Origin of the sequence: Saccharopolyspora rhizosphaerae (assembly GCF_003931915.1) — a bacterium.
GTDB classification, from domain to species: domain Bacteria; phylum Actinomycetota; class Actinomycetes; order Mycobacteriales; family Pseudonocardiaceae; genus Saccharopolyspora; species Saccharopolyspora rhizosphaerae.
Window position 1 is genome coordinate 177854 of record NZ_RSAA01000007.1, and the last position, 17369, is coordinate 195222.

Sequence of the window (17369 nt, forward strand, 5' to 3'; positions counted from 1 at the left end):
TTGGTAGCTTCGGGGTGTGCGTGCTCGGCCGATCACCCCGGAAGCCCTGGTCACCGAGGTGGTGGAGCGGATCGACGCCCTCGCGGGACGCTGGCTGCGGGTGGCCGTGGACGGCGCTCCGGCGGCGAGGACCGGGGAGCTCGCCGACCGGCTGGTCTCGCCGCTGCGGGAACGGGGACGCGAGGTCGTGCGGGTGCGCGCGGCGGACTACCTGCGCCCGGCCTCGGTCCGGTTGGAGCACGGTCACCGCGACCCGGACTCCTACTACCTGTCCTGGTTCGACACCACGGGCCTGGCCCGCGAGGTGATCGCACCGCTGCGCGAGGACGGCACCGGGAAGGTGCTGCCGGCGCTGTGGGACCCCGAGGCCGACCGCTCCCCCCGGCTGGACCGCATCGCCCTGCCCGAGCGAGGCGTAGCGGTCGTGGACGGTCCACTGCTGCAGGGCGTGGGCCTGGACTTCGACCTGGTCGTGCACCTGTGGCTCTCCGACGCGGCGTTGCGCCGCACCACGCCCGAGGACCAGCGGTGGACGCTGCCGGCCTTCGAGCGCTACGCCGAGGAGGTGGTCCCCGCCTCGCTGGCCGACCTCGTCGTCCGCGTCGACCACCCGGACCGCCCCGCGGTCATCGACAGCGTGGACTGATCCTCGGCGGCCGCTCCCGGGATCACGCCACGCGGCGCGTGGTGCTCGGGACCGCGGCCAGCAGGGTCTGGGTGTAGTCGTGCTGCGGGTCGAGCAGGACCTGCTCGACCGTGCCCAGCTCGACGATCTCGCCCTGGTACATCACGGCCACGCGGTCGGCGATGTTCCACGCCAAGCCGAGGTCGTGGGTGATGACCAGCGTCGACAGTCCCCGGTCCACGCGCAGGCGCAGCAGCAGCGAGAGGATCTCGCCGCGCACCGTGGCGTCCAGCGAGGCGACCGGCTCGTCGGCGATGAGCACCTCCGGCTCCAGCACCAGCGCTCCCGCGATGACCACGCGCTGCCGCTGACCACCGGAGAGCTCGTGCGGGAAGCGCGCGAAGTACTGCTCGGCCGGGCGCAGCTCCGCGGCTTCGAGGGCTGCGGACACCCGGCCCGGTTCGTCGTCGGTGATGCCGTGGATCCGCAGTCCCTCGGCCACCGCCTCGTAAACGGTGTGCCTGGGGTTGAGCGCACCAGTCGGGTCCTGCAGCACCAGCTGGGCCTTGCGCCGGTACTCCCGCAGCGCCGCGACGCCGGTCGGCAGCGGCGCGCTTCTGAACCGCACCTGCCCGCCGGTGGGCCGCTGCAGCCCGAGCAGCGTGCGCGCGAGCGTCGTCTTGCCGGAACCGGACTGGCCGACCAGCGCGACGATCTCGTTGCGCCCCACCTCCAGGTCGACTCCCCGCACCGCGCGCACGGTCCCGCCGGAGCGGCTGCGGAAGGTCACCTGCACGTCCTCGGCCGTCAGCAGCGGCTCACCCACGGGACCGCCCTGGGTGAGCCGGAAACGCGCCTCGCCCACCGTCGGGAACGCGTCGGCCAGCGCCCGGCTGTGCTCGTGCTGCGGGCGGCTCATGACCTGCTCGGTCGGCCCGTGCTCGACGAGTTCGCCGCGGTGCATCACCGCCAGCCGCGAGCAGGTCGCCGACAGCACCGACAGGTCGTGGCTGATCACCACCAGCGCGATGCCACGCTCGGCCACCAGTCGCTTGAGCAGGTCCAGGACCTGCGCCTGGACCACGACGTCGAGCGCGGTGGTGGGTTCGTCGGCGATGACCAGGCGCGGTTCGCAGGCCAGCGCCATGGCGATCATGACGCGCTGCTTCTGACCTCCGGACAGCTCGTGCGGGTAGGCACCGGCGCGGTCAAGAGGCAGCTCCACCTGGGTCAGCAGCTCGGCGACCCGCGCGCTGAGGTCCCCCTTGCCGCCGTGCAGCCGGATCGGCTCCGCGATCTGCTCGCCGACGGTGCGCACCGGGTTCAGCGCGTGCATCGCGCCCTGGAACACCACCGACGCTCCGGCCCAGCGGACCGCGCGCAGCCGGCCGAAGCTCATCTCCCGCACGTCCTCGCCGTCGAGCAGCACCTGGCCGTCGACGCGTGCGGTGCGCGGCAGCAGCCGCAGCACCGACATCGCCAGGCTCGTCTTGCCGCAGCCGGACTCGCCCGCCAAGCCGAGGGTGTCACCCGGCTCCACGCTCAGGTCCACACCGGACACCGCGGGTTCGCTCGCGCCGCCGTAGGTGATCGAGACGTCGCGCCACCGCAGGATCGGACTCACCGCTGCCCCCGCAACCTCGGGTTGAACACCGCTTCCAGCGCCCGGCCGCACAGCGTGAAACCGAGCACCACCAACACGATTCCCACGCCGGGTGGCAGCAGGTACCACCAGGCGCCACCGGTGACCGCTCCGGTGTCCATCGCCGACTTCAGCATCGTCCCCCAGGAAACCCGGCTCGGGTCCCCGAGTCCGAGGAACGACAGAGTGGACTCGGAGATGATCGAGCTGGCCACCGACAACGTGGTGTTGGCGAAGACCAGCGGCAGCACCGCGGGCAGCACGTGCTTGACGATCACGTGCCCGTGCCCGGCCCCGAGCGCTCGGGCGCGGTCGATGTAGGGCCGCGCCTCGATGGTCAGCGTCTGCGCGCGCACCACCCGCGCGGTGTGCGGCCAGGACGTCACGCCGATGGCCAGCACGATCGTCCACAGTCCCCGTTCGAGCACGGTGGACAGCGCGATCGCCAGCACCAGCGACGGCAGCACCAGGAAGAAGTCGGTGAACCGCAGCAGGATCCGCGAGGTCCAGCCGCCGAAGTGCGCTGCCGTGACCCCGACGAGCGCGCCGATGAGCACCGACAGCACCGCTGCCGAGAGCCCGACGACCAGCGAGACCCGCGCTCCCCACCAGCTCAGCAGCAGCACCGACCGACCGGATTCGTCGGTGCCCAGCGGGTTCTCGGCGCTGGGCGCCTGCAGCGCCGCGCCGGTGGCGCGGGTGACGTCCAGCCCGGACGGGTCGGTGAGCAGCGGCGCCAGCAGCGCGAGCAGGACGATGCCGGCCAGCAGCACCAGTCCGGCCAGCCCGGCGCGGTCGGCGCGGAAGACCCGCCAGCCCTCGGTGACGCTCTCCTTGCGCCGCGCGCGCACGACCTGGGACGCGGTGGGGGCGCTCATGATTCACGCACCCGGGGGTCGATGACCCGGTAGAGCAGGTCGGCCAGCACGTTCATCACCACCACGCTCCCCGCCAGCACGATGAAGATGCCCTGCAGCAGCGGCAGGTCCGGCACCCGCAGGGCTTCGAAGGTCAGCAGGCCCAGACCGGGCCACGAGAACACCGTCTCCACGGTGATCGCACCGGCGACCACGAGCCCCAGCCGCAGGAAGATCAACGTCACCGCGGGCAGCAGGGCGTTGGGCACGGCGTGCCTGCTGCGCACCAGGTCCTCGCGGAGCCCCTTGGCGCGCGCGGTGGTCAGGTACTCCTCGCCCATCTCCTCCAGCAGCGAGGAGCGCATCACCATCAGGTACTCGGCGTAGATCACGGCGAGCATCGTCAGCACCGGCAGCACCATGTGGTGGGCCACGTCGAGCACCTGCGGCAGCAAGCCCGCGGGCGTGTCCGGGTCGGAGATGCCGCCGACCGGGAACAAGCCCGGGATCGGGCCCACGCCGACGCCGAAGGCCATCAGCACGATCAGGCCCAGCCAGAAGGTCGGCACCGACCACAGCGCGAGCGCCACCGAGCTGGTGGTCTTGTCGAACGCGCCGCCGTGCTTCCACGCCGCGCGCGCCCCCATCCACAGCCCCAGCACGATGGCCAGCACGGTGGCGGTGCCGACCAGCAGCAGGGTCGGGCCGATGCGCTGCAGGATCAGTTCGCCGACCGGTCGGCTGTAGGTGTAGGAGGTGCCGAGGTCGCCCTGCAGCAGGTTGCCGAGGAAGTCCAGGAACTGCTTCCACAGCGGCTGGTCGAGGCCGAGCCGTTCCCGCAGGTCGGCGATCTGCTGCGAGGTCATGGGGGCACCGCGGGTCATGGTGCGCACCGGGTCGCCGGGCATCACCCGGAACAGGAAGAAGCCGAGCACGGCGACCAGCAGCAGGCTCACCAGCCCGCCGCCGATCTTGCCGCCGACGAAGCGCAGGAACCGGCCGCCGCCTCCGGCGGCCGGTTCCTCGGTGTCCACAGTGGTCAGCAGGTCGGACACGCGGTCACTCCCGGTCGTCGGCGGTGGCGCGGCGACGCGCGACGACCACCAGGCCCACGAGCACGACCAGGACCACCGCACCGCCCAGCACCCAGGCGACGGTGGTGTAGTTCGTGCCGCCGGTGCCCTTGATCGCCTGCTCGGTGGGCTCGGCGCCGTAGTAGCCCCAGTAGCCCTGCTGGCCGGTGATCACGCCGTTGCTGGCGGGTTGCAGGGTGAAGCCGGCGTAGCGGTCGCCGCGGTGGGCCTCCAGCGAGTTGGCGTAGAACAGCACCAGCCCGGTGGCCTGGTCGTGGAACCGCTCCTGCAGCTGCTTGACCAGGTCGATCCGCTTGGCGGGGTCGAACTCGGCGAGCTGCTTGGTGTAGAGGTCGTCGTAGACCGGATCGCACTGCAGCGTGTCCGGGGTGCCGTTGCCGTCGGGCGTCGGGCGGGCGCCGCAGGTCTGCAACCGCAGCACGTAGTCCGGGTCGGGGTTGGCCGACCATCCGCTGATGACCATGTCGAAGTCACCGGCGGTGGTGCGGTCGTTGAGCTGGTTGTCCGACACCGGCTGCAGTTCGACGGTGATGCCCAGGTCCGCCAACCAGCGCTTGACGAACTCGCCGACCTGCGAGTCCATCGACTCGTCGCCGTGCAGCACGAAGTCGAAGTTGAGCGGTTCGCCCTGCGGCGTGCGGCGGATGCCGTCGGGACCGCGGGTGTACCCGGCCTCGTCGAGCATCCGGTTCGCCGTGGCCGGGTCGAAGGTGCGCGGCTGCGGCGGGGTCCAGTGGTAGTCCTCGAAGATCGGCGGCAGGTATCCCCCACCGACCTGGCCGTAGCCGCCGAGAACGCGGTCGACGAGGACCTGCCGGTCGATGCCGTGCTCGATGGCGCGCCGGACGCGGACGTCGGTGAGCGCGGGGTGGCCGGTGCCGATCGGCTGGTTCTCGCTGTTGGTGGCGCCGGGGTTGAGGATCATCTCGTAGAACCGGCGGCCCTGGCCCTTGACCTGGTTGATGTCGGGTTGGTCGGCGAGGGCGTCGAACTGCGCGGGCGTGAGCTTCTGCACCACGTCGACGTCGCCCTTGCGCAGCGCCTGCACGGCGGCGTCGCTGTTCTTGTACTGGATGAACTGCAGCTCGGAGACCTTCGGCGCGCCCCGCCAGAACTGCGGGTTGGCGGTGAGCGTGACGTCCTGCTCCGCCCGGTGGTCGGTGAGCACGTAGGGCCCGCTGCCGACGATCGGCATCTGGTCGTTGGCGAAGTTCGCGACGTCGGTGACCTGGGACCACACGTGCTCGGGCACGATCGGCGCGTCGATGGCCAGCATCGTGGCCTGCGGCGTGCGGGTGCGGATGACCAGCGTGGCGTCGTCCGGTGCGGTGACGGTCTCGAAGTTCTCGACGAAGTTGCCGTTCGCGGTGGCCGCGGCCGGGTCGGTCATCATCCGGTTGAAGGTGTAGGCGGCGTCGCGCGCGGTCACCGGTCGACCGTCGGACCAGGTGACCCCGGGCCGGATGTGGAAGGTCCAGGTGAGCTTGTCCGGTGTGGACTCCCACCACTCCGCCAGCTCCGGTTCCACCCCGAAGTCGTTGGCGTTGTAGGTGGTCAGCGTCGGGTAGATCGCCCGGAAGATGTCCGTGGCGGCCAACGAGTAACCCAGGAACGGGTTGAGCGAGTCGATCTGCTGCTGCAGCCCGACCCGCAGCGCCGCGCCCTCCGGGCGCTCTCCGTCCTCCTGTGCCGACACCGGTGCGGGCAGCAGCAAGCCGACCAGCAACGCGGCCCCCAGCGCGACGAGTCGTCTACGCACGTGTGGCCCCCTTCGTCCTCGCGCGAATGGAAAGAAGGAACCACCTCCCGCTGCTGTTAGTCAATGCTCCACCACGGGTTGTCGTGATCTCGAGTCGCAGGTGGGCACGAAACCGTGACCCGCGGCCACCCACCGGGGTCGCTGGACCGGTGGGCGGCGGCGGGTTCGAGAGGTGGGCGCGGTCGGCGAGAACGCCGCGGTCGGGCGGCAGAGAGGCCACCCGGAAGGCGTGAGCGCGGGGCTCAGTTCACAGGTCGCCCCAGCGGGCCGGCTGCCACTGCACGCACTGCGGGCGCGCGCCGGTGCGGGTGAACTCGTCGAGGGCGGCGCGCAGTTCGCGGAACGACAGCACGGCGTTGCGCGGGAACTTCAGCGTGCTGCCCGCGTCGAAGGGCAGCGCAGGTGCGTCCGGCGACGGCCGCGGGTTGCAGGTGTGCCAGGACGTCATCTCGCCCTCGTCGTCCTCTTCGGTGAAGTTGAGGACTCCGAGCTCGTCCTCGGTGTCGGTGACCACCCGGACCTGCTCGTACGGGCCGGGCGCCTCGGGATCGGAGTGCGGCCGGTCCCAGACGTAGACGTGCCCGGCCGCGGGACTCGGGTGACGCAGCAGCTTGTCGACGAGTTCGGCCTTGTCGTCCTCGTTCTGCGCGTAGTGGCGTTCGCCGTCGACGACCACGGTGGTGACGGTGACGCCGAGTTCGGTGTTGCGGGCACCGATGGCCTCGGCCTTGAGACCTTCCAGGCAGGTCCGGGCTTCGGTGAGCGCCTTCATCGCCGCACCCTGGTGGTACACCAGGTCGCCCCAGTACGGGTGGCCGAGGACCTTGTTGAGGTCGTCGTAGACGGCGCGCGTCTCCTCGATCAGCTTGTCCACCGCGTCGACCGGCACATCGGTCAGGCGCGCGAAAACCACCGCAGCCGGCTCCAGCGGTGCGTGCGGGTCGGGCTCGTCCTGTGCTGGATTCGACATGCCTTCCCTGCATCCACTTCGATCACGGGCACCAGCGCGGGCACCCCAACCCCAGCTCGTTCCCACTGAGGCTACCGCGCGTCATGTGGCGGTCCCGCAGCGCATCGGTTTGATCTCCGACGGGCTCAACCAGCCCAGTCGCTGAGCACTTCCAGCGCCTGCTCGTCCCGGATCGCACCCAGGGACAGCAGCGCGCGGGTGAGCCCCCTGGTGTCGTCGAGGCCGAGGTCGTCGACGAGGTCGGCGGGCAGGCTCAGCGCCGACAGCGCGACCCCGAGCATCCCGGCGTCGAGGAGGCCGGCACCGCGGCGGCCCATCGGGCGGCCGACGGCCGCGTGCAGTTGCACGGCGGTGTCGACGCTGGCCCGGCTGATCTCGCCCAGCAGGGCGCGCACCTCCGGGTTGCGCACGCCTTCGAGGTGGAGTTCGAACAGCGCGAGGAAGTGCGAGCGGGCGCTGCCCGACATCCGGCCCAGCATCGCCGCGTACAGCGCGGTGACGTCCTCGGCACCGATGTCGTCGGGGACGTTCTCGCAGAGCGCTTCGAGCGCGGCGACGTGGCGTTCGGCGAGGTGGTGCGCGATCGCCTCGAACAAGGCGTTGCGCGTCGGGTAGTAGTTCTTGGTGGTGCCCTCCGGGACCCGCGCCTCGCGGTCGATCGCGCGGTGGGTCAGCCCACGGCCGCCGTCACGTGCGAGCACCTCGACAGCAGCCTCGGCGAGCAGTTCCCGACGGTTTCCTCGCTGCGTCATGCATCCCCTAGGTCCGACTCGACTCGACCAAGATCGTATCTTCGCCACCACGCCAGTGGTACGAGGGCACGCGGGGTTTCGCACGACGTTCTGCGCCGGACGGCCGAGCCGCCGGCTCCCCCCAGGCGTTGGCCTGCGCGCGGACCAGGCAGCACGCACTGCTCGCAGGCGCCGGGTACTAGCAGTCGATGATCGTCAGCCGGTGATCACTGCGTCGAGCCGAGCTGCTGGGCCAGCTCGGCGATGCGGCGCAGCTGCGCGGCGCGCTCGGCCGCGAGCTGCTGCTCCGGGTCGACGGCCTCGTCGGCCAGCGCGAGCAGCGACAGCGTCTCGCGCACCGCTCCCTCCGGTGGCGCGGACACCGCCTCGACGAGGCCTTCCACCGCGTCGGCCAGCTCGTCGGGTTCGACGACATGGTTGGCCAGGCCGATGCGCAGCGCCTCGTCCGCAGTGACCTCCCGCCCGGTCACGCAGATCTCCACGGCGCGCGAGTACCCGACCGCGCGCACCAGCGGCAGCGTGCCGCCGAGGTCGGGCACCAGGCCGAGCCCGGTCTCGGCCATCCGCAGCCGCGCGTCGGTGGTCAGCACTCTGAGGTCGCAGGCCAGGGCCAGCTGGAACCCGGCGCCGATCGCGTGTCCCTGCACGGCGGCGATCGTGACGCGGTCCGGTTCCCGCAACCAGCTGAAGGCCTGCTGGTAGCCGGCGATCTCGGCGTCGGACTGCTCGGTGGGGCGCTCGGCCAGCGCCGCCAGTCCCGGAGCCCCGTCCACCCCGTCGGGGCCGAACATCCTCCGGTCCAGCCCGGCCGAGAACGCCCGGCCGGCTCCGCGCAGCACGACGACCTGGACCTCCGCACCCAGCGACCGGCCGACCTCCCGCAACGCCTGCCAGGTGTGCGGTGTTTGCGCGTTGAGCTTGTCCGGGCGGTCCAGCGTGATGGTGGCACGCCGCCCGTGGATCGTGAGCCCCACACCGCCACGATCCAACAGGCCGGCGTCCACTACCGACTCCGCCAAGCGGACCTCCATTGCCGACGGCTCGGCCGTGGGCGGCCGGCCGTCGAGTTCACTTCTTCTTGGACCGGGTCGCGCCCCCGCGGCCGCGCAACTGCACGCCTGATTCGCTCAGAACCCGGTGCACGAAGCCGTAGGACCGACCGGTCGACTCCGCCAGCGCGCGGATGCTCGCCCCCTTCTCGTACTTCTTCCTCAGATCACTGGCCAGCTTGTCGCGCGCGCTTCCCGTAATGCGCGCGCCCTTCTTCAGCTCAGCCACGGTGTCCCCGCCTTCCCTCTGAGCAGGTCGGGCCTCGCGACCCCTGTCAGCGCAATGATCGAACAGGAAAGGCACGAACGCCAGGCGATCATGGAAAAAAGATCGGCCATCGGTCGAGATGTGCACGCGGCGATCACCGGAATGCACTAATCCATCCGTAGTAGCCCGGCGGCGGGGTGCACGGAGCGCTACGCCAACTGGACGAGCTCCAGGTATTCGGCCGACCAGTGGTCTTCCGTGCCGTCCGGCAACAGGATGACCCGTTCGGGCTCGAGTGCTTCCACCGCACCTGGATCGTGCGTGACCAGCACGACTGCGCCGGTGAAGTTGCGCAGCGCGTCCAGGACCTGCTCGCGGCTGGCGGGGTCGAGGTTGTTCGTCGGCTCGTCCAGCAGCAGCACGTTGGCCTGGCTGGAGACCAGCCCGGCCAGGGCGAGCCGGGTCTTCTCGCCGCCGGAGAGGGTGCCCGCCGGTTGCTGCAGCTGCTCGCCCTGGAACAGGAAGGTGCCCAGCAGGGTGCGCAGCTGCTGTTCAGGGGTGTCAGGTGCGGCGGAGCGGATGTTCTGCCACACGGTGGCGTCGTGGTCGAGGGTTTCGTGCTCCTGCGCGAAGTAGCCGATGTGCAGGCCGTGACCTGGGATGACGGCACCCGAGTCGGGCGTCTCCTGGCCGCCGAGCAACCGCAGGAGCGTGGTCTTGCCGGCACCGTTGAGGCCCAGCACCACGACCTTGGATCCGCGGTCGATGGCCAGGTCGACACCGCTGAAGATCTCCAGCGACCCGTAGGACTTCGACAGTCCGTCGGCGGTCAGCGGCGTCTTGCCGCAGGGCGCGGGATCCGGGAAGCGGATCTTGGCGACCTTCTCCTGCGCCTGCTCGGTCTCGGCCGAGGCCAGCAGCTTCTCCGCGCGCTTGGCCATGTTCTGCGCGGCCACGGCCTTGGTGGCCTTCGCCCGCATCTTGTCGGCCTGCGACATCAGCGCCGAGGCCTTCTTCTCGGCGTTGGCGCGCTCGCGGCGGCGGCGCTTCTCGTCGGCCGCCCGCGCGTCCTGGTAGCGGGTCCAGTCCATGTTGTAGACGTCGGCCTCACCGCGGACGGCGTCGAGGAACCACACCTTGTTGACCACCGCGGAGAGCAGCTCGATGTCGTGGCTGATGACCACCAGACCACCGTCGTGGTTCTTCAGGAAGTCGCGCAGCCAGTTGATCGAGTCGGCGTCGAGGTGGTTCGTCGGCTCGTCGAGCAGCAGCGTGGTGGCCGAGCGGCCGCCAGGACCGGCCTCGGAGGCGGCGAACAGGATGCGGGCCAGCTCGACACGGCGGCGCTGACCACCGGAGAGCGTGCTCAGCGGCTGGTTGAGCACCCGGTCCGGCAGGCCCAGGTTGCTGCAGATGCGCCCGGCCTCGCTCTCCGCGGCGTAGCCGCCGCGCGCGCCGAAGCGCTCCTCCAACTTGCCGTAGCGGTTGATGGCCTTGTCGCGCTCCTTCTCGTCGACCAGCTCGGCCATCGCCGTCTGCGCCTTCTCCATGTCGCGCAGCAGCTGGTCGAGGCCGCGCGCGGACAGCACGCGGTCCTTGGCGCTGACGGTCAGGTCGCCTTCGCGCGGGTCCTGCGGCAGGTAGCCGAGCTCGCCGCGGCGCGTGATGTCACCGGCGTGCGGCTGCCCCTCCCCCGCCAGGACCTTGAGGGTGGTGGTCTTGCCGGCGCCGTTGCGCCCGACCAGCCCGATCCGGTCGCCGGGCTGGACGCGCAGGGTGGCGTCGGAGAGCAGGATGCGGGAGCCGGCGCGCAGTTCCAGGCCGGTGGCTGAGATCAAGGAGAACTCCGAGTACTAGGTGGTCTGCGTGGCATGAGAGCGCCCACCGGCAGGAGCGGGTGGGCGAGCGGCGCGGGCTAGTCGACGCGCGGAGTGGCGCGCGAACGCACCGAGAATCGCTTGCTGACCACGTCCCCACTGTACCGGGCGGGTGCCAGCGAATTTCCGCTCCGGTGACGCTCAACTCGCGTCTCGGACCTCGACCTCCACCGCGACAGCCCGCTTCGCGGCCTCGTCGAGCACCGCCCGGCGGGGTTCGGCGACGTCCAGCACGCGCTCCTCGGCGCGGTCGAACAGGCTGGTCAGCCGGCTGTCCTCCGCCAGCGCCCGCAGTGCCGTGCGGTCACCGCCGAGCACGAGACCGTCGAGCTCGTCGGCCACCGGCAGCAGCGTTCTGGCCACCGCGTCGGCAGCCGCGGCCAGCGAGCGGGCCGACTGGCCCTCGCGGCGGCGGGCGAAGCGCTGCTGCGACCAGCCGCCTGCCTTGTTGCGCCCGTGCACCAGGTGCCGGTCGGTGCTGGAGGACTCCACGACACCGTCCACCGCCACCCCGACGCTGTGGGCGCCGAGGCGCACCAGCACCAGCCCGATCCGCCGGGCCGCCGTGACGTGCTCGACCAGGGAGGAGACGGCCAGGCCGGGCTGCTCGCCGTGCGGCGGCGGGATCTCGCCGAAGGGCACCGCGACCCTCGCCGTGGCGCCGTCCTCGGCGGTGACCAGCACCTCCCGGGGCTGCAGCCGGGTGCTCGCCGCGCCGCCGTGGGACGAGGCGAAGCGCTCGAACCAGCCCGCGACCCGGTCGGGCGCCACCTCCACCGCACGGCCGCCACCGGCGAGTTCGCGGACCTTCATCGGCCAGGCTCCCTACAGGACGAAGGTGTCGTTCCACAGCTGCGTGGTGCGCCCGGAGAGGGCTTCCAGCAGCGCGGCGGCCTGGTCGTCGGTGAGCGAGGCGACGAAGTCGACCACCGCGCGACCGCGCGCCAGCGTGGTCAGGTCCGCTCCGGCGGGAAGCACCTCGGCCGGCAGCTCGTCGAACTCCTGGCGGGCCAGGTCGAACAGGTCGCGCAGCCGGTGCGGGGCCACCTCGGCCTTGTCGAGCAGCCACTCGTCGAGGGCCTCCACCAGGTTGCTGATCAACCGGTCCTGACCGCGCTGGTGCAGCGCCAGGTCCGGGCGCTGCAGCACGAAGTGGCGGTGCACGAACTTGAGCACCTGCACCTCGTGCCACTGCTCGGGGGCCAGCGCCACGTGCCCGGAGCGCGGCTGGACCGACTCGTCGACGACGATCCCCTCGACCAGCCGGCGGGTCCAGTCACCGGAGAAGCGGACCACCGCCTGCTCGGCCTGCTGGGAACGGTCGAAGGGCACCTCCAGCAGGTTGATCGCCAGCTCGGTGCGGACCTTCTTCACCGCGTCGGCGAAGGCCTGGTCATCGGCGATCCAGGCGTCCTTGGCGTGGATGCGGCGGCGCAGGTGCTCCAGCGAGGCGCCGGGCCGGTTGTCGTCGACGCCCACGTGCTCCTCGGCGGCGAACTCCACGCTGTGGCCGAGCCACTCCTGCAGCTCGTGGTGCACGGTGGTGAACTGCAGGATGCCGACGCGGTGGAAGTCCTCCAGGTCGTGGATGGCGTAGGCGATGTCGTCGGCGGTGTCCATGACCGATGCCTCGACGGTCTGCTGCCACTCCGGCAGCCCCTTCTCGAACGGGGCGCGCGCGTCGAGCAGGTCGTCGAGCTCGGTGCTGTAGGCGGAGAACTTCGTCGCACCGCTGCCGGGCATCTCGGACGGCTCGGACGCGCCGCGCGGCAGCTCGGCCGCCTGGTGCGGCACCGGCGAGTGCCGGGTCCAGGGGTACTTCAGCAGCGCCGAGCGCACCGCGGCGGTCAGGTCCAGGCCGTTGCCCTCCACACCGCGCACGTCGATGCGGGTGACCACGCGGTAGGTCTGGGCGTTGCCCTCGAAGCCGTCGGGCAGCCCGAAGCGCTCGCGCGCCAGCCGGTCCAGCACGCTCTCGCCGAGGTGCCCGAACGGCGGGTGCCCGAGGTCGTGGCCGAGCCCGGCGGCCTCGACGACGTCGAGGTCGCAGCCGCCCAGCTCGTCGAGCTTGGCTCGGCTGACCGGGTCGGCCAGCAGCCGCTCGGCGATGGCGCGGGCGACCTGGGCGACCTTGAGGCTGTGGGTGAGCCGGTTGTGCAGCAGCAGGCCGGAGCCGGACGGGCTGACGACCTGGGTGACGCCGCCGAGCCGCGCGAAGAACGCCGAGGCCGAAATCCGGTCGCGGTCGGCGCGGAAGGGGCTCGCGGCGAGGTCGCCGGGCATGGTGTGCCCGGTCCGGTCGCTGGGGCGGGCGGCACGCAGGTGCACTTCCTCCATGCGGTCACGTTATCGGCCGGTCAACACGCGCGGTCGCGGGCGGGCGTGATGTGATGATCGGGTGGCGGATGTCGTGGTGGTGGGCGGCGGACCTGCGGGCCGGGCCGCTGCTTCGGCCTGCAGTGATGCCGGCCTGACCGTGGTGCTGGTGGACCCGGCGCCGCGCAGCGGGTGGGCGAGCACCTTCGGTTCCTGGGCCGATGAGCTGCCACCCGCGGTCGCCGAGCTCTCCACGGTGGTGGACCGGATGCTCCTGCGCGGCACCAGCGAGCACGTGTGGGAGCGGCCCTACGCGGTGCTGGACAACACCGAGCTGTGGAAGCGCCTGTGGCGGGCCGACGTCACCGAGGTCACCGGTCGCGCGGTCGCCGCCGAGCACGGCCCGACGGGCTCGACCGTGGTGCTCAAGGACGGCAGGCGGCTGGCCGCCGGCGTCGTCGTCGACGCCACCGGGCCTTCCCGCGCGCTCAGCGGCGGAAGGCCCTCCCACACCGCGGCGCAGCAGACCGCCGTGGGCTGGATCGTGGACTCCGCCACCGCCGCACCGTTCTGCGGTCCGGGCGAGGGCGTGTTCATGGACTGGAGTTCGGCGCCGCGGACCAAGGGCGGCTGGCCGACGTTCCTCTACGCCGTGCGCCTCGGTCCGGACCGCGTGCTGCTGGAGGAGACCTCCCTCGCGCGGCGTCCCGCGCTGCCGCTGGCGCTGCTGCGCCGCAGGCTCGCCGGTCGCCTGAGCGACGCCGGCATCGACGCGGACGCGCGGCTGGGCGAGGAGCGGGTGCGCTTCCCGGTCGACGACCCACTGCCGCGGCCGGGCCGGGTGGTGCCCTTCGGCGCTGCCGCGAGCTTCGTGCACCCGGCCAGCGGGTTCAGCGTCGCGCGGGCCTTGCGCCGGGCGCCGTGGCTCGCGGCGGCGATCAGCGGCGGCCTGGCCACCGGGCCGGCGACGGCCGCGCGAGCGGGCTGGCAGGTGCTGTGGCCGCCGGAGGCGGTGACCGCGCACCTGTTGCGGCAGCGGGCACTGCGGGCTCTGCTGTCCTTGCCCCCGGAGCTGGTGCCGGAGTTCTTCGAGGGCTTCTTCGCGCTGTCGGAGCAGCACCGGACCGAGTTCCTGGCGGGCGAGGGCACCTCAGCGGGCACGGCCCGGGCCATGACGGCGATGTTCAGCCACCTGCCGTGGAGCATCCGCCGCAGGCTGGTGCTGGGCGGGTTGTCCTTCGGGCACCCCTCAGCCCAGCACGGGCTCGGCGGGGACTGACCTGACTACCCACCTCCGTCAGCTCCTGAACCACCGGGCCGCACACATCACACACTGTTTTTCGCATCGCCCGTTCACGGAACGTTCACGCTGCGTGCACGGCTCCACCCGTTGAGCTGTGGCTGGTCTCCACCCAGGGTGACCACGTGGCCTCGCACTGGCGTGCCACGTGCCACAAGCACTTCGGCCAACTGATGTTAGGTGCTGGTCAAGCGCGCTAAGTTGGTCGGCGGAACGGCGGCGCTCCGCCGACGAGGAGGAGCTGAGATGTCGGTGAACAGATCGTGATCAAGATCGATGGAGAAGCATGAGTCGGTACGACGTCGACTCCGTGCTCGCGCTGGTGGACGAGGTGCGCTTCGCGTTCCAGCCGTTGATCAACATCAAGACCGGTGCCATCGTCGCGATCGAGGCGTTGGCGCGACCGGCAGGCGCGCACGTCCAGGACCTGTTCCGCGAGGCGGCGCGGCTGCGGAGGCTCACCGAGCTCGACGTGAGCTTGGCGGTCGAGGCGGTCCGAGCCGCGGCGGACCACGAATCGCTGCTCCCGCTGCACCTGAACCTGTTCGGCGGCACCGTGGTGCACGACCGCGAACGGCTGGAGCTGCTGCGCGAAGCCCTGCACGACGTGGGCAGGCGCGAGCAGGAGATCACCCTGGAGATCGGTCCCCCGTTCGCCCGCATCGACTCCAACAGCCTGCTGGAGGGCGTCGGCAAGCTGCGCTCCGAAGGCTTCCAGATCGCCCTCGACGGAGTCGGTGAGGGCGACATCCCGCTGACCCTGGTCGGTGACATCGGTCCCGCCACGATCAAGCTCGACCGGGCCGTGGTGCAGGGCCTGCCCGACGACCCCGCGCGCATCGCCGTCGTCGAGTCGGTGCGCCACCTGTGCGAGTCGACCGAGAGCCAGCTGGTCGCCGAGGGCGTGGAGAGCGATCGCCAGCTCAACGCGCTGCGCCGCAACGGCGTCCGCCTGGTGCAGGGCAACCTGCTCGCCCCGCCCGGGCGCAGGCCGCCCACGCGGAGCACCGTGCCGGGCGTGGCCGCCGAGGTCAGCGACCCGCAGGGGCCGTCGGTCAACACCTTGGCCAGCGGACCGCGCGTGACCGAGTTCCTCTCCCCGGCGACGATGCTGTCCATGGACGCCACCGCGGACCAGGTGCGCGAGGTGCTGGCCGACCACACCGAGATCAGCGGGGTGGTGCTGGTCGACGAGCACAACCGGCCGCAGTGCACCATCGACCGCAACCGCTTCCTGCTCGCGGTCACCGGGCCCTACGGGCACGCGCTGCACGCCAAGCGCCCGGCCTCGCGGCTGGCCGACGAGCCACGCGTGGTGAACACCGGCACCACGGCGATAGAAGCGCTGAGCATGATCACCGGGTCCGACCCGTACCGGATGTACGACGACGCGATCGTGGTCGACGAGGCGGACCGCTGCTTGGGCGCGGTGCGCGCGGGCGACCTGATCCGCGGCATGGCGGAGATGAAGGTCGAGGAAGCCGCGGCGCTCAACCCGCTGACCCGCCTGCCGGGCAGCGACGCCATCGCGCGGGACGTGGCGCGGCGCATCTCCGCGGGCGAGATCTTCGCGGTGAGCTGGCTGGACATCGACGAGTTCAAGTCGGTCAACGACACCGCGGGCTTCTCCGCCGGCGACGACCTGATCCGCTCGATCGGCCGCAGCCTCACCGACGCGGCGGCCGCGCTGTCCTCGGTGCAGGTCGGGCACGTGGGCGGCGACGACTTCCTGCTGGTCTCCGACCTCGACGACCTGGCGGGGCTGGCCGACTCGGTGCTGGGCCCCAGCCGCAAGGCGGGCGACGTGGACGTCACCGTCTCGCTGGCGACGCTGGTGTGCACCGCGCAGACGGTCGCCGACTACGACCAGGCCTCCAGCAAGCTCGCGCCGCTCAAGGGCTACGCCAAGGAGCTCCGCGGGTGCAGCTGGGTGATGGTCCGCCCCGGCTCGAACCGGATCGAGGTCCTGCGAGGCCAGGCCACCGGCGCACCACCACCCCAGGCACCCCCGCTGACCAGCACCCCACCCCCGCCGGCACCACCCCAGCAGGCGCCGCCCCCACCACCCCCGCACGGCTTCCCCACCCGGGACCCGGAACAGATGCACCACAACAGGTTCTGAGCACGAAGAAGGCCCCCGGCACGAAGCCGGGGGCCTACAACGTCAGGCGCGCACCGAAGGTGCTTTCCTCCGTCACCACGCGGGCGACTCGCCCGCCACGGGTTCTCAGCAGCGGTCCTTGGGGAGGACGCCGCGACGCTGGCACCGGCACCCATCCGGAGCGGCGCCCGGACCCCACGGGCCGCGGAACCACCGCACCTCAAAGCCAAGCACCGACGGTGCGTCCTCAGTTCACCACCAGAGCAACCGGCACCGCCGCGGGTTCTCAGCGGTCCTCTGAGGAGGACGCCGCGACGCCGTGCCAGCACACATCAGGAGTGGCGCCCGGGCACAGAGGGCCGCTGAGGTTCCGCCACCCGCACCGCCGGGAAGCGCAACCACGATCCGAAGATCAGACCGTGAAGCCCAGGGCTCGTAGCTGCTCGCGCCCCTCCTCGGTGATCTTCTCGGGGCCCCACGGGGGCATCCAGACCCAGTTGATCCGGAAGTCCGAGACGATGCCACCGCCGGGGCCGCCGGTGAGGGCGGCGCGGGCCTGGTCCTCGATGACGTCGGTCAGCGGGCAGGCCGCCGAGGTCAGCGTCATGTCGACGGTGGCCGAGTTGTCCTGCTCGACGCGCACGTCGTAGACCAGCCCGAGGTCGACGACGTTGATGCCCAGCTCGGGGTCGACCACGTCGCGCATGGCCTCTTCGACGTCCTCGACCTTGGCGACCTCGGCCGCCGGGGCGGCCTGGTCCGGCAGGGCTTCGGCGGTGCGCGCCACGTCTTCCTGCACCGGGGTCTCGTCGCTCACTT

The 17369-nt window shown here is 71.7% G+C and carries 15 protein-coding genes; 3 read left to right on the forward strand and 12 right to left on the reverse strand.

The features are described from left to right. Window positions 1–16: 16 nt before the first annotated feature. On the forward strand, window positions 17–646 hold the full coding sequence (locus EIL87_RS07470) for a nucleoside/nucleotide kinase family protein (protein ID WP_125089443.1): 630 nt from the start codon (window positions 17–19) through the stop codon (window positions 644–646). A gap of 22 nt (window positions 647–668) precedes the next feature. Here EIL87_RS07470 and nikE read toward each other — a convergent pair whose 3' ends face one another. The 11 genes from nikE to EIL87_RS07525 all read right to left on the reverse strand — a co-directional run bounded on the left by nikE (window position 669) and on the right by EIL87_RS07525 (window position 13170). Continuing rightward, window positions 669–2249, reverse strand: a complete 1581-nt coding sequence (gene nikE, locus EIL87_RS07475; protein ID WP_125089444.1) for a nickel ABC transporter ATP-binding protein NikE — start codon at window positions 2247–2249, stop codon at window positions 669–671. Further along, window positions 2246–3145, reverse strand: coding sequence for an ABC transporter permease (locus EIL87_RS07480; RefSeq protein WP_125089445.1), 900 nt, complete (start codon window positions 3143–3145; stop codon window positions 2246–2248). The genes nikE and EIL87_RS07480 overlap by 4 nt, the downstream gene beginning before the upstream one ends. After that, the gene (locus tag EIL87_RS07485) at window positions 3142–4179 is read right to left on the reverse strand and encodes an ABC transporter permease (protein WP_125089446.1); all 1038 of its coding nucleotides are present in this window, start codon (window positions 4177–4179) and stop codon (window positions 3142–3144) included. The genes EIL87_RS07480 and EIL87_RS07485 overlap by 4 nt, the downstream gene beginning before the upstream one ends. 4 nt (window positions 4180–4183) lie before the next feature. Then, the gene (locus EIL87_RS07490) at window positions 4184–5977 is read right to left on the reverse strand and encodes an ABC transporter substrate-binding protein (protein WP_125089447.1); all 1794 of its coding nucleotides are present in this window, start codon (window positions 5975–5977) and stop codon (window positions 4184–4186) included. A gap of 247 nt (window positions 5978–6224) precedes the next feature. Then, complete coding sequence (locus EIL87_RS07495; protein WP_125089448.1) at window positions 6225–6947, reverse strand: Imm1 family immunity protein; 723 nt, start codon at window positions 6945–6947, stop codon at window positions 6225–6227. A gap of 125 nt (window positions 6948–7072) precedes the next feature. Beyond that, a complete protein-coding gene (locus EIL87_RS07500; protein WP_125089449.1) occupies window positions 7073–7699 on the reverse strand; it encodes a TetR/AcrR family transcriptional regulator in 627 nt (208 codons plus the stop codon). Window positions 7700–7905: 206 nt separating this feature from the next. Then, window positions 7906–8718, reverse strand: coding sequence for an enoyl-CoA hydratase/isomerase family protein (locus tag EIL87_RS07505; RefSeq protein WP_325049419.1), 813 nt, complete (start codon window positions 8716–8718; stop codon window positions 7906–7908). 49 nt (window positions 8719–8767) lie between these two features. Continuing rightward, a complete protein-coding gene (locus EIL87_RS07510) occupies window positions 8768–8977 on the reverse strand; it encodes a helix-turn-helix domain-containing protein (protein ID WP_093260265.1) in 210 nt (69 codons plus the stop codon). Between the two features lie 188 nt (window positions 8978–9165). Continuing rightward, the gene (locus EIL87_RS07515) at window positions 9166–10794 is read right to left on the reverse strand and encodes an ABC-F family ATP-binding cassette domain-containing protein (protein ID WP_125089451.1); all 1629 of its coding nucleotides are present in this window, start codon (window positions 10792–10794) and stop codon (window positions 9166–9168) included. A gap of 180 nt (window positions 10795–10974) precedes the next feature. Then, complete coding sequence (locus EIL87_RS07520) at window positions 10975–11646, reverse strand: acVLRF1 family peptidyl-tRNA hydrolase (RefSeq protein WP_125089452.1); 672 nt, start codon at window positions 11644–11646, stop codon at window positions 10975–10977. A 12-nt stretch (window positions 11647–11658) separates the two neighbouring features. Next, window positions 11659–13170 carry a deoxyguanosinetriphosphate triphosphohydrolase family protein gene (locus EIL87_RS07525; protein WP_125089453.1) on the reverse strand — a complete coding sequence of 504 codons (1512 nt, stop codon included), beginning with the start codon at window positions 13168–13170 and terminating at the stop codon, window positions 11659–11661. Window positions 13171–13231: 61 nt separating this feature from the next. Here EIL87_RS07525 and EIL87_RS07530 point away from each other — a divergent pair, with 61 nt between their 5' ends. Together EIL87_RS07530 and EIL87_RS07535 are read left to right on the forward strand one after the other, a co-directional pair. Beyond that, on the forward strand, window positions 13232–14428 hold the full coding sequence (locus tag EIL87_RS07530) for a lycopene cyclase family protein (RefSeq protein ID WP_233576087.1): 1197 nt from the start codon (window positions 13232–13234) through the stop codon (window positions 14426–14428). A 307-nt stretch (window positions 14429–14735) separates the two neighbouring features. Continuing rightward, a complete protein-coding gene (locus EIL87_RS07535; protein ID WP_199740299.1) occupies window positions 14736–16571 on the forward strand; it encodes a GGDEF domain-containing protein in 1836 nt (611 codons plus the stop codon). A gap of 391 nt (window positions 16572–16962) precedes the next feature. Here the strand turns inward: EIL87_RS07535 and EIL87_RS07540 are convergent, their stop codons facing one another. After that, entirely contained in the window at window positions 16963–17367 is a 405-nt protein-coding gene (locus tag EIL87_RS07540; RefSeq protein ID WP_125089454.1) for a metal-sulfur cluster assembly factor, read from the reverse strand. Window positions 17368–17369 lie beyond the last annotated feature (2 nt).